Origin of the sequence: Brevundimonas sp. LM2, from assembly GCF_002002865.1 — a bacterium.
Taxonomy (GTDB): domain Bacteria; phylum Pseudomonadota; class Alphaproteobacteria; order Caulobacterales; family Caulobacteraceae; genus Brevundimonas.
Genome location: NZ_CP019508.1, coordinates 462,876 through 475,803, shown reverse-complemented (window position 1 = coordinate 475,803; position 12,928 = coordinate 462,876). Strand labels below are relative to the sequence as shown.

Here is a 12,928-nt window from a genome sequence, read left to right as displayed (position 1 = left end):
GGTTAACGTCCTAGCACGAACACCGGTCGGCGGGCGAGCCGGTCAGGCGGCGGAATCCGAGCGGCGTGGCGCGGCGACCACGGTGGGCAGGGTCAGGACGGCCTCGGCCCCCTCGCCCTCCCGTCCCGTCAGGCTGAGGGTCCCGCCCCACTGCCGGGCGAAGCCGTGGGCCTGGGCCAGGCCCAGACCGTCGGCCCCCGGCCGGGTGGTGAAGAAGGGCTCCAGCGCCCGCTGGGCCGTGGCCGCGTCGAGACCGGGCCCCGTATCGCGCACGATCAGGCGCACGGCCCCCTCGACGTCGGGGTCCAGCCGGACCGCGAGGGCCCCCGCCCCCTGCATGGCCTCGCTGCCGTTGCGCACCAGCGCGATCACCGTCGCCTCGAAGGCCACGGGGTCCAGACGCACGGCCATGTCCCGGCTCGGGGCCTCGATCATCAGGTCGACCCCGGCTCCGGCCACGGCCCTCAGCCGCGCCTCCATCCCGCGCAGCAGCACGCCGGCGTCCAGCACCTGGCCGCGTGCGTCCTCCCCCTGGGAGAAGGCCGCGAGCCGCCGCGTCAACGCCTCGCCCCGCTGTCCCGCGACCAGGGCGGCCTGACCCAGGCGACGGACCCGGCTCGGGTTCTCGGCGGTCTTCAGCATCATGTCCAGGGCGCTGGTCATCACCGCCAGCAGGGCATTGAAGTCCTGGGCCACGCCGCCGGTCAGCCGGCCGACGCTCTCCAGCCGCTGGGCGGCCTGATCCCGTTCCGCGACCTCGGCCCGGGCCCGCGCTTCGGCGGCCGCCGCGTCCGCCCGCGCGGCCAGCAGGTCGGCGCGGACCTGATCCAGGGTCTGCGTCAGTTCGGCCTCGCGCGCCGCGGAGTCGAGATCGACTGCCGGCGCGGACGCGGCCTCGAGGGTGGGGTCGACCCGGGCCTCGGGCTCATCCTCGGCCTCGGGCGTCGGTGGCTCGGCCGCGACCATCTCGACGCTCAGCTCCGCCAGGGGTTCTGCCGCCAGAAGCAGGGCATCGGCGACTTCGCCGGGACGGGCCAGCGGCAGGACGCGCCAGCGCAGGCCGGACGCACCGCCCTGCTGCGAGCGGATGTCGTCGGCCTCGCCCGGCGAGGCGTTCAGAGCGGCGCGGAGCGTCTGCCGCCCCTCGACCCGCTCGTCCTCGCGCAGGAATTGGTCGGCGAAATCGCGACCGACGACGTCGTCGGCCTGTCCGATCAGGGCGAGGGCGGCGGCGTTCGCCTCGCGCACCACCCCATTGGCGGCCACCACCACCAGGGCGCTGGCCGCCGCTTCGAACACGCGTCGGGTCAGGTCGTTGGGGTCCGGCGCCGTCATCTCCGGCTCGACCGGCGTGACCTCGGGCGTGGTCAGCCCCTCGGTCTCGACGATGGCGGCGGTGGAGCCGGTGATCTGCCCCCGCGCGTCCTCGATCGGCATGGCGGTAACCGACACCAGCATCTTTCGCCGGGTCGCCGGATTGGCGAGAATATGCTGGAAGCCCTTGACCGTCTGACCCCGCAGCGCCCGCGCGCTGGGCAGCAGGTCGGGCGGCACCGGCCGGCCGTCGGGATAGGTGATGCCCCAGGTCGCCGAATGGAAGCGCAGCCCGATCAGCTCGGCGTCGCGCCGTCCCATCAGCTGGTGGGCGGCGCGGTTGGCGAACACGAACTTGCCGCCGCGATCGGTCTGGACCAGGGCCACGGGGATGGCGTTCAGCGTCTCATAGAGCCGGGTTTCCGCCGCCTCGCGCGCCTTCGAGACGGCATTCAGTTCATCGGCCGCCGAGACGTGGCGCGATCGGTTCGCGAGGCCGAAAACGACCGCCGCGATCGCCAGCAGGGACGTCACCGTCGCCAGCCCCCCCAGGACCAGAACCCAGTCCACCTCGCCTTCCAGAAACATGCCCCGTCATCCCGTTCTGGCACTGGAAAGCGCCTGTCGCGCGACCTTCGCAAGGCCTGCGCCGCCCTTCAGCGGTAGGCGTACCGGCGGTGCGGGTCCAGCCGCAAACCGCAAATATCCGGCCGGATCGCAGGCACGAAAAAGGGGCCGGCGTCGCCACCGGCCCCCTCGATGGATCATCGGCGATCGTCAGAACGCCAGGCGCATGACCATCTGCACCACGGGCCCCGCCGTTTCCGTTTCCAGCTCGTATTCATCATAGTCGCGCGAGACCTGATCGGCCTGGTCGGCGAACTTGTCGAACACCTCGTCCTTGGACGAATCCAGCAGGTTGATCGCCGTCAGACGCAGGACGGCGTTCTCGAACAGGCGTTTCTCGAGAAACACTTCCAGGTCGGCCCCGTAGCTGGTGGTGACCTCCTCGGCATAGACCCGGCCGAAGGCGTCGCCCTGTTTGCGGTAGGTGGCGCCGAAGGCGGCTTCCCAGGTCGGGATGTCGTGGGTGAAGCCGACGCTGACGACATAGTCGGACTGGTCGTTGAAGCGGCGTTCGCCGAGGACGTCCTCGACCTGGCTGTCCAGCCAGGAGGCGTTCAGGAACACGCCGGTGTTCTCCATCCCGGCGAAGGTCAGGGGCGTCGAGAGGTCGAACTCGACGCCATAGACCTGGCCGTCGCCGACATTGTCGATCGACTCGATGAAGGTGCCGGCCCCGCCCGAGCCCTGTCGTCCCGTGTTGACGTCCTCGATCAGGTCGGTGACGTCGCGATAGAAGACGTTCAGCCCGACGACGCCGTCGCGACCCAGGCGGCGCTCGACCCCGACGTCGGCGCCCCAGGCGGTTTCCGGTTCCAGCAGCGGATTGCCTTCGAAGTCGTTGTCACCGCGTTCCTCTTCCAGCAGCACGGGGGCCAGGTCGTTGAACCGGGGCCGGCGGATGGTCCGGCCGGCCGAGACGATCAGGCGATCGGTCGCGTTCAGCGTGTAGCGCAGGCTGGCCGAGGGCAGCAGCTCGGCATAGTCGTTGTCGATCCCGGCGATGGTTGTGTCGGTGGTCTCATAGCGCAGACCGGCCTCCCACTTCAGGGCGCCGCTTTCACCCGACACCATGACATAGGGATCGATCCGCGTTTCCTCGATCGCATAGGTCGAGGGGGTGAAGACATAGGCCGGCTGGGCCGGGCGGGGCGCCGGGGCGTTGGGCACGTTGAAGCGGATGCGCGTCGCGGTCTGGGTGTCCGCCTCGCGGTCCTTCTGGATCGTCTGGACGCCGAACTCGACCTCCAAGCCGTCGCCGATCGAGCGCGTATGCTCCAGCGCGATCGAGACCTCCTCATCCTTCAGGTCACGGATCTCGAAGTCGGAGGTGAAGCGATCCTCGTCCGGGAAGATGACGGCGTCGCGCAAGTATTCGGCCTCGTTCTCGAACTCCGACTGGCTGTCGTCGAAGCTCGCGTAGCCGAGCTTGAAGCGCGTCTCGCCGCCCAGCATGTCGATCTCATAGCGACCGCGCAGCGACAGGTTGTCGGTTTCGATGTCGACGTCGTTGTCGTTGACGGTCAGCAGGTCGGCGGCCTGTTCGCGCCCGCCGCGATACTCGATCGAGTCCTCGTCCTGCAGGCGCTCGGTGCGGACGAACACGCCCGACAGGCTCAGCTCGCCGCCGCCCAGCGCGACCTGATAGTCGGCGTTGAAGGAATAGTCCGTGCCGCTGCGCACGTCGGTCTGCACCTCGGTGTTGACCAAGGTGCCGCCCGGACGGTCGAACCGCTGGCTGTACTTGTCCTTGGGATTGCGGCGATCCTGCACGCTGGCCCCGACCAGCAGACGGCCGCCAGCGACCTGACCGCCATAGACGGCACCGAAGGTGCCACCGACCTCGTCGTCCGGGAACAGGATGGCCCCGCCGCGGATATAGCCGCCGTCCAGCGTATAGGCGTCGCGCAGCACGATGTTGATGGCGCCGGCGACCGCGTCGCCCGACCGGTTAGCCGAGGAGGAGCGGACCACCTCGACTCGCTCGATCAGCTCGGCGGGGATGCGGTCCACGAAGAAGGAGCGATCATCGCCGCCGCCGGGAACCCGCTCGCCGTTGATCAGGATCTGGGTGTAGCCGGGATCCAGCCCCCGCAGCCGGACGCCGTCGGATTCCAGCACGTCCGACAGGAAGGTCACACTGGGCACCCGACGCAGCGCGTCGCCGACCGTCAGCGGTTCGAAACGTTGAAAATATTCCAGGTCATAGGACAGCGTCGGCACGACGTCGTCGGTGCGGTTACGGAACACCGGCCTGCCGGTGACGATGACCTCTTCCAGCGCCGTCGTCGGCGTCTGGTCGGCGGATTGGGCCGACGCCGGAGCCGCGAAGGCGAACGGCGAAAGGGCTGCTCCAAGGAGCAGGATGGACTTGCGCATGATGGATCCCCCATGGCGTCCACATTCGTGGCCCGCCGATGGACCGCGCATATCGCGTGACGACGAAGTTGACTTGACGCTTTTGCGACAGAAGCCCGACCGAGACATCATGGTTATCTGACGATCGTTCCTGACCCGGACGGTATGGCTCCGCCCGCGCGCGCGGCACCCTTGACGTCTTGCCGCGCGCCGTGTTTGCGGGCCCCATCCCCCTGCTGGAGACCCCCATGTCCAGACTCTCGCTCGCCCCGCTCCTCCTGGCCGTCACCCTGATGAGCGGATGCGCCACGCATGAGGTCGATTTCCAGGGCGAGGGCGCGGGCGTCGTCGGGGCGGGGGCCGGCGTCACGGCCGTGGTCGAGACGCCCTCCGTCGGCCTGCCGGGCCAGGACGCCGCCGACGACCCCGTGGTCTGGGCCGGCGTCGGCCCGGTCACGGTCATGGGCACCCCCACCCCCGGCCTGGTCGTCGGCACCGACAAGAAGGCCGGCCTCTATGTCTATGGGCTGGACGGCGCGGTGCTGCAGTTCCTGCCCGAGGGCCTGCTGAACAATGTCGACGCGGTCGAGGGCCTCAGCCTCGCCGGACGGCCGCAGCTGCTGCTGGGGGCCAGCGACCGGACGCCCGGCCGCACCGGCGTGTCCCTGTATCTGTTCGACCCGGCCGGGACGGGCCAGAACGGCATCCGCCCCTGGGGCGCCATCACCACCGACGTGGTCGAGCCCTATGGCTTCTGCTTCGCCCGTCTGGGGACCGAGGTCCACGCCATCCTGGTCGGGCACGAGGGCGAGGTCCGCCAGTTCGTCCTGACGGTCGGGGCCGACGGCGCGCCCGTCTCGCGTGAGGTCCGCCGCTTCGAGATCGGCACGATCTCCGAGGGTTGCGCCGCCGATCCCGAGACCAGCGCCCTGTATCTGACGGAGGAGAACGTCGGCCTGTGGCGCTACGGCCTCGACCCGGCCTCGGGCGACGCCCGCATCCTGGTCCAGCCGATCGCCCCGGGCATCCTGGTCGCCGACGCCGAGGGCCTGACCACGATCGCCGACGCCACGGGCCGCTATCTGATCGGCTCCAGCCAGGGCGACTCGACCTTCCCCGTCTGGAAGATCGACGGGGCCGCCCCCGCCTATGTCGGCCGCTTCGTGGTCCAGGCCGGCGTCATCGACGGCGTCACCGGCACCGACGGCCTGGCCGCCTGGAGCGGAGCGATCGGCCAATTCCCGGACGGACTGGTGGTGGTCCAGGACGACATCAACGACGTCGGCAACCAGAATTTCAAATACATCGACTGGCGCGACATCCGCACGGCCCTCGGAATCCGTTGATCCCACCGGGCCCCGGCCGCTAGTCTGTGACGATGCAGACCCTTGATGGCCCCGACGATGCGGACGGCGGCGGATTCGACGCCGACGACTGGTCGCGGCTGGTGGCCTTCACCGGCCGCGTCGCCACCCTGGAGGACGTCCAGGCGCGGCGCGCGGTCTTCGCCCTGGGCGACAGCGAGGACCCCGCCGTCCTCGACATGGACCTGCCCCAGCCGGTGATCTGGTGGGACGACGACGGCGAACAGGGCGCGGTCGCGGTCCAGGCCGAGGTCCACGCCGGGGCCCTGGGCGAACCCATGGAGGTCGTCGGCCTGATCCTGCCCGACGGCGACGCCGTGGTGGCCCTGCTGGAGGACGTCGACCTGGTCGACGACACCGATCCCCACTGGCGCCGCCTCGTCGAGGAGGCGATCGATCCGGGTGCCGCCGAGGACGACTGAGACGGCCACTCCAACAATGTCAGTTGTTCAGGCGGGCGGAGGTGTTGACGTCATCAGCACCGAGAAAGCGTCAAGGACAGCGTCTTTTCGGAATCGCCAAACTCTTCAAACTTCACACCATCGTTCGACCACTCTGCAGGAACGATCAGGTCGTCGTTCACCACCAGGAACAACAAGCCTCCACGCTCTACCGCCGGCCCAGGCGCCTTATCAAAGGTCAGGACGACGGCCTCCTGCTCATTGATCTTTTTCCACGCGTACTCGACGTCCTCCAGATCGAGACTGCCGACGATATCTGGATTTTCATGCCGGATCTTGTCGCCGTCGACGATCATGGCGGGCATCGAGGGGCCGCAGTCTGCCAGTCGCGTCAAGACCCACCTGCCGTCCAGCGACGGGCGCGACGATGGGAGACCGTCACAGGCCGCATTGAGGATCAGGGCAGCTGGGACGAGGGCTCGCCACAGTGAGAAGGCGCGTCCTGTGAAAGCCATCGTCGCGAGTCCCTGTCCGGGTGCGGGCCTGATTTTTCGACCTCCGGGCGCGCCCTCATCTCATGCAGGGCCTGAAAAATCAGTCAGGTTTTGACGTTAACGACCTTGCCCGTCCCCGAGCACAGCCTCTGCGAAGACTTGCCGATAGCGGGCGACGTCGTCGCGCCCACACCTGCTGGCGGCTGCAAAGGGCGAGGGGGAGAAATCATCAGGCTCGACCGCAACCTGGACGAACGCGCGCGACCGGGGGCGTAGATGCAAAAAAGACCCGGTCTCGCGACCGGGTCTCTTTGTTCGACTGGAGCGGGCGAAGAGATTCGAACTCTCGACCCCAACCTTGGCAATGTTGGGGATCAGCATTTCCGGGCTTTTCAGGACGTTCCAAAAATCAACTTTGTATGTTGTTTTACATAAGTTTTCTTGTTTATCCGGTTACGGAGCGTTTCGCCCGGTTTCACTTGAGTTGGTAGCGGAGTGGTAGCGGTGGCTCGGAAATGAGCGTATATTTCTATAGCCATGACGAAGCAAAAACTCACCAAGCGCGTGGTTGAGAGCGCGCCCGTTCCGGAGACCGGCGAGGGTCGAATCTGGGACAGCGAGATCGCAGGCTTCTGCCTCCGGATCTATCCCGGGACCGAAACCCGACAGGGCCATGCCGCCAAGCCTGTCCGAAGGATGTTCGCCATCAAATATCGGGTCCGCGGGATTCAGCGCTGGCTGACGCTCGGCGAGCATGGGGATGGGCCGGACAAGCTCACGGCGGATCGGGCTCGCAAGGAGGCGGCGTCGGTGGTGGTCGATGCGCGGCGCGGCATCGATCCCGGCGAAGCCCGCAGGCGCATCGAGGGTCTCACCGTCAAAGGCCTGGTCGAGTTGTATCTGGAGAAGGGGCCGGACGACAAACCGACCAAACGGGATTCGTCATGGGCCATGGACCGGACGAACCTCGAGCGCCACGTCGTGCCCCTGCTTGGGAAGATGGCGCTTGATACGCTCACCCGCGACCACATCACCGCGATGATCCGATCGATCACGGCCGGGAAGACCGCCAAGGATGTGAAGACCAAACTTCGTGGTCGATCCATCGTAAAGGGCGGAGCAGGCATCGCTGACCGCACCTATTCCACCCTGCGGGCGACCTTCAACTGGGCGATCGACAAGGGCCATTTCGCTGGCCCGAACCCCTGCGCCAAGGTCGAACGAAAGCTCCGACCGGCGGTCGAACGCTTCCTGTCAGAGGCCCAGGCCCAGGACCTCATCGCCGCTCTCGACGCTCTGGAGGCGGATGCGACGATCTCCGAACGGCAGGGCGCGGTCTATCGGCTTCTGCTTCTGACGGGCGCGCGGCGCAACGAGATCGCGGGCCTGCGCTGGACGGAGGTCGATTTCGACCGGCGCCGGCTCGTGCTGCCGCCGAGCCGCACCAAGGCTGGCGGTCGCACGGGGGATCGTCGGATCTCGCTCAACGACATGGCCTTCGGAATCCTGCAGCGTCTCTACAAGACCCGTGGTCGAAGCCAATTCGTCTTCCCGGCCACCAAGGGCGACAACGGATATGCGACCTCCGAGTCCAAGATCTGGCGCGACAAGGTGCTCCCCAAAGCCAAGCTGGAAGGCGTGCGCATCCACGACCTGCGCCACAGTTTCGCAAGCTTCGCCCTGGCCGACGGGGCCAGTCTCCCGATGATCGGCAAGGCGCTGGGACACGCCAACAGCCGCGCCACGGAACGGTATGCCCATCTGAGCGATGACCCAGTTCGGGCGCTTGCGGAACGGATTGGCGAGCGTTTCAGTCCCAAGGCCTGAACTCGGGTCCACGCGCTGATATCAGTCCGGTGCCATGGTTTGACTTTGAGTGTAGTAAGACACATTTGGTGTCCTAATATACCGAATGGCAAACCAACATGTTTGACAATCTTCATATTAAGACACTATGAGTGTTCAAATGCTGGGAAAGTTAAACAAGCTCGAACGTATCCTCCCGGAAGGCCTCCTGGTCGATTCCGGCTGGATGAACGAGAACGGCTATCCCAACTCGCTGAGGGCCAAATACGTCGCTTCGGGGCGCCTGGAACGCACGGCGCGCCGCGTTTATCGACGTCCGCGCGGAACCCTCGACTGGCCGGTCGCCGTGCTCTCGCTCCAGGCCCTGCTCGACTATTCCATCGTCGTGGGAGGACGCACCGCGCTCGAACTTCAAGGCTACGCCCACTACCTTCCTGCCACCCGCAAGGAGGTTCATCTCTATGGCGACGAAACCCCGCCGACGTGGCTGACCGACCTGCCTCTGGATGTCGCGTTCAAATATCATCCGTCGCAGAAGCTGTTCCGCAGCGCCCGATACTTCGAGGTCGCCCGGCTCGGCGAGGACTCCAGCGAGACCGGCCTCCTGGCGGACTGGGCCCGCGCCGCAGTGGTGGACACCCCCCTGGGCCACTGGCAATGGCCCTTGCGCCAGTCGACGCCCGAGCGCGCCATCCTCGAACTTCTGGACGAACTCCCCGATCACGAGAGTTTCGACCAGGCGGACCAGTTGATGGGCGCCCTGGCCACCCTCAGCCCACGACGTCTCCAGCGTCTGCTCGAGGATTGCGTGAGCGTGAAGGTCAAACGCCTGTTCTTCTATTTCGCCGATCGGCACGGTCATGCGTGGCTGAAAGCCCTGGACCGCGACGCCATCGATCTGGGCAGCGGCAACCGCGTGCTCGCAAAGGGCGGTCGATTGGACCCAACCTACAAGATCACCGTGCCGAGGTCGCTCGATGCCGGTCAGTGACGTCTACGCCCGGCAGGTCCGCCTCCTCGTCCGAATCCTCCCCCTCGTGTTCGAGGAACCCTGCTTCGCCCTGAAGGGCGGCACGGCGATCAATCTTTTCGTCCGCGATCTGCCGCGGCTGTCGGTGGATATCGACCTGACCTATCTGCCCGTCGAGGATCGGGACACATCGCTCGCCGCAATCGACGCGGCCTTGAGGCGGATCGCCGACGCAATCGAACAGGCCATGCCGGGGTCTGTCGTCGTGCGCGGCAAGGGTGGAGCCCAGCCCGTGATCGACAAGCTGCTCGTCCGTGCGGACGGCGCGGTGATCAAGGTGGAGGTGACGCCGGTCCTGCGCGGTGTGGTGTTCGAGCCCGAGGTCCGTCCGGTTTCAGCGGCAGTGGAAGAGCGCTTCGGCTATGCGGAGGCCCGGATGGTTTCCCACGCGGATCTCTATGCCGGCAAGATCATGGCGGCGCTGGACCGCCAGCATCCCCGCGACCTGTTCGATGTCCGCGACCTTCTGGCCAACGAGGGGATCACGCCGGCACTGCGACAGGCCTTTGTGATCTATCTGGCCAGCCACCACCGGCCCATGGCCGAGGTGCTCCGAGCCAGTCCCAAGGCTCTGACCCAGGAGTTCGAACGCGGCTTCGATGGGATGACCGAAGACCCGGTCGACCTTGAGGATCTCATCGCGGCGCGCGCCGCCCTGATCACTGCCATCGTCGACGACATGCCGGAGGCGCACCGCACCTTCCTGATCGGGTTCAAGGCCGGCGCGCCTGACTGGGACCTCATCGGCCTGCCCGACGCCGCCGACCTCCCCGCCGTGCGTTGGAAGCAGTTGAACCTCGACCGCCTGGAGCCCGACCGACGCGCGGACATGGTCGAACGCCTTCGACGGACCTGGCCGTGACCTTTCAGCTGGCAGTGCCCAGGGACGCCAGCGGGTCGATCCTTGTGGTAGACCGACACACATGATCATGTGCGCGTGCGGAGCGACGGCATGGGTCTGACAAAGCGAATTTTTATCGAAAAAGACCCCGCCTACGAGGACGTGCGCCAGCGCGCGTCAAAAGCGGCGGCGGCTTACTGCGCCCCATTCACCTTTAGGGTGGCCGGCAATCGAAGGAACGCGATGGGAGGCCGGCCCCACTGGGACCCCTTCTGGCCGGGAGCCTTGGCCGAAGCTGCAACGACGATCGGCGCCCAGTCGGTCAACATCAACGGTGGGTCTTCTTCGAGACCGAGGTTGAGCGAGACGTGGTCCTCGTACTTGCCGAAATCCGTTGGCGCGAACGTCTGGCCACTTATGCCGCCCGACTTGCGAAGGGCTAAGGTCAACTGTCAGGCCATCGCGGGCGTTGCCCGGATTGATCCTACTCGCCGAGCAGGACAGTGAAGAAGGCCTGGTTCCGCTTCTTGGCGTTCTCAACCAGGGTGTCGTAGCCGATTGCCTGAATGAAAATCTTCTCGTTGTCGCGATAGCGGAAGAAGATCTTCGGATTTTGGTCGTTGAGGAAGTCGTGCTTCTTCAAAACCTTCACCAGGCTCGGGGTCAAATCCGCGACGATGTAGCCGAACCGTCGAATAACGCCGGAAAAGGACATGTGAGTTCCGTCGGTCCGGGTGACCCCGCCGGCCCTGACGGCCTTCTCCAGGGTCTCGACCACCTGGGTGACAGGATCGGTCTTTTCGGGACCGAACACATAGTCGTCGCGGCTCGGCTTCTTGAATTCCACGATGGTGACGGTTGTGCCGTCGTTGTCGCCAAGGACGAGGCTGTCGTCGAACAAGGCCAGGTCGGCGACCTTGTCGCCCTTGCTCCGCTTTCCTCCGTGGATCGTCCGGTCGCTCGAGACATAGGGAAGGAAGGCCAGAGCGTCGTCGATCAGCCAAAGATTATGCTCAAAATAATCGTGCGTGGCCGAGTCGGAGAAGCGCCGGAAAATCAGGTCGTGGATCACCTCTTCCGGATGATGCTTGGCGTCACTCGTGTATTTTCGGGCCGCCTCGACGAGTTCGATCACATTTTTCCGATGGATCACGTACTCCGCCAGGGCCTCCTTGTTGTTCTGATCGATCTTGGAGACGATGTCCTTGATAGTGGCGGCGTAATTTTCCGGACTCGCTGCGGCCGTGGTTATGGCCTTCGTCAGATCTTTGGACGCCCGATAACGTTCGATCGCGAGATCGGCGACGAACTGTTGAGCCGTCCAGTTGTTGGGCTTGGCCGAGACGTACTCGGCGATTGACTTTCCGCGCAGGCCCAAGCGGAGGATCGGGTTCTCCTGAAGCGCGCCGTTGAGATCCGTTGACTGCGATGTTTTGATCTTCTCGATCTGGGTGTTCTCACCCTTCTGGATCACGTCGCTGACCGCTGACACGATCCTCTCGATCGCCTTGGGCGAGATGTTGATACCCGTACGCGAGTCGTTCAGTCGGGACTCGAAAGCCTCGCCTCGGACCACTGCAATGATGATGTAGTTCTCGTTGTTCTCATTGGTGAAATGCGGCTCACCCAGCACATTGGTAAGATCGCGCGGCTTGCCCACGATCCGATCTGCTGCCGCGAACAGGAGACAGTGATTCTTGAAGGAGCGAGTCTTGGGTATGCGGGTCAGGCTGTAGTCAATCGTCTCGACAGATCCGTCGATGTCAACCTCGACCTGGCCCTTGTCATACTCGACGAAGATGTCCTTGAACCGGGTGGTGACGCTCTCGGGCGCCCCGCCGTTGAACTGCACGGTGATCTCCGGGAGCCACCGATACAGGAAATAGGGGAGAAAATGGCTCGCGATGATGTCGGAGACTGTGCTCTGATCGATTTGGCGGATCAGGTCATGCCACGGCGTCAGCGGCGAATCGTATTCGACGCGGAGCCCAACGTGCGTGAAATCTGGATCGCCGTCGTGGAAGACAAGCTCGTCATCCCTGTAAATGTCGAACCGGAATGTTCGCGTCTGCCGGTCGGTGAGGAACTCGTAGCGCGATGAATAGTGAATGCGTGAAAAGACCTTGAACGCAATGAAACGGCCGAAGCCTCGCCCCTTGCTCTTCAGCTTGTACCCCGAGAAGGGCGTCTTGAAGGATTTGTAGTTCTCGTCGTTGAGCCCGATGCCATTGTCGGTGATCGAGATCAGAATCTTGTTCGGATCGTTCGCGTTCTCGAACACGATGTCGATCTTGCCTTCGCTCGCCGCCCGGTCGCCGAATCGAGCCTCCAGACCATGCATTGCGTTAGACACCGCCTCCAGGGTGGGCAGGAGAAAGCCGTGGATGTCATGAGCGAGGTGCGTCCTGGACAGGACGGCGTCCATGTCAGGCTTGACCAGTGTGTCCGTAGTCGCCATCAGCTAAGCATCTGTTTCCACGAATCTTTAAAAGAAACTGTCATTCTGGTTGGACCGGCTCGGCCGGGTTCGCGAGGACAAGCACAAAACCGGGCATCGCCAAAATCAACGGCTCGGCTCCCCGAAAATCGTCACCCGCTTCGGCAAAGTCATGGCACAGCCCGCCGCGCACTCCTAGCGTGTCCTGTGACGACGACGAGTCGAACCGGCGGCCCGCCCGTCCTGGCCGACGTCAGGC

Annotated in this window: 9 protein-coding genes; 5 read left to right on the top strand and 4 right to left on the bottom strand. The window is 65.4% G+C overall.

Translation table 11 applies throughout. The features are described 5' to 3' along the window. Nucleotides 1–42: 42 nt before the first annotated feature. Both BZG35_RS02420 and BZG35_RS02415 read right to left on the bottom strand, forming a co-directional pair. Complete coding sequence (locus BZG35_RS02420; protein WP_077354189.1) at nucleotides 43–1,902, bottom strand: PAS domain-containing protein; 1,860 nt, start codon at nucleotides 1,900–1,902, stop codon at nucleotides 43–45. Nucleotides 1,903–2,091: 189 nt separating this feature from the next. Beyond that, nucleotides 2,092–4,317, bottom strand: a complete 2,226-nt coding sequence (locus BZG35_RS02415) for a TonB-dependent siderophore receptor (RefSeq protein ID WP_077354188.1) — start codon at nucleotides 4,315–4,317, stop codon at nucleotides 2,092–2,094. Nucleotides 4,318–4,544: 227 nt separating this feature from the next. Here BZG35_RS02415 and BZG35_RS02410 point away from each other — a divergent pair, with 227 nt between their 5' ends. After that, nucleotides 4,545–5,642: a phytase gene (locus BZG35_RS02410; protein ID WP_077357752.1), complete on the top strand. Its 1,098-nt coding sequence runs from the start codon at nucleotides 4,545–4,547 to the stop codon at nucleotides 5,640–5,642. A 32-nt stretch (nucleotides 5,643–5,674) separates the two neighbouring features. After that, complete coding sequence (locus tag BZG35_RS02405; protein WP_077354187.1) at nucleotides 5,675–6,082, top strand: hypothetical protein; 408 nt, start codon at nucleotides 5,675–5,677, stop codon at nucleotides 6,080–6,082. A 53-nt stretch (nucleotides 6,083–6,135) separates the two neighbouring features. Here BZG35_RS02405 and BZG35_RS02400 read toward each other — a convergent pair whose 3' ends face one another. After that, nucleotides 6,136–6,426 carry a hypothetical protein gene (locus BZG35_RS02400; RefSeq protein WP_150125903.1) on the bottom strand — a complete coding sequence of 97 codons (291 nt, stop codon included), beginning with the start codon at nucleotides 6,424–6,426 and terminating at the stop codon, nucleotides 6,136–6,138. A 666-nt stretch (nucleotides 6,427–7,092) separates the two neighbouring features. Here BZG35_RS02400 and BZG35_RS02395 point away from each other — a divergent pair. The 3 genes from BZG35_RS02395 to BZG35_RS02385 all read left to right on the top strand — a co-directional run bounded on the left by BZG35_RS02395 (nucleotide 7,093) and on the right by BZG35_RS02385 (nucleotide 10,253). Further along, nucleotides 7,093–8,382 (top strand): site-specific integrase, encoded by a 1,290-nt coding sequence (locus BZG35_RS02395; protein ID WP_077354185.1) that lies wholly within the window; start codon nucleotides 7,093–7,095, stop codon nucleotides 8,380–8,382. A gap of 127 nt (nucleotides 8,383–8,509) precedes the next feature. Beyond that, entirely contained in the window at nucleotides 8,510–9,352 is an 843-nt protein-coding gene (locus BZG35_RS02390) for a type IV toxin-antitoxin system AbiEi family antitoxin domain-containing protein (RefSeq protein ID WP_077354184.1), read from the top strand. Then, nucleotides 9,339–10,253 carry a nucleotidyl transferase AbiEii/AbiGii toxin family protein gene (locus tag BZG35_RS02385; protein ID WP_077354183.1) on the top strand — a complete coding sequence of 305 codons (915 nt, stop codon included), beginning with the start codon at nucleotides 9,339–9,341 and terminating at the stop codon, nucleotides 10,251–10,253. The genes BZG35_RS02390 and BZG35_RS02385 overlap by 14 nt, the downstream gene beginning before the upstream one ends. Nucleotides 10,254–10,716: 463 nt before the next feature. Here the strand turns inward: BZG35_RS02385 and BZG35_RS02375 are convergent, their stop codons facing one another. Next, the gene (locus tag BZG35_RS02375) at nucleotides 10,717–12,657 is read right to left on the bottom strand and encodes an ATP-binding protein (protein ID WP_171981858.1); all 1,941 of its coding nucleotides are present in this window, start codon (nucleotides 12,655–12,657) and stop codon (nucleotides 10,717–10,719) included. Nucleotides 12,658–12,928 lie beyond the last annotated feature (271 nt).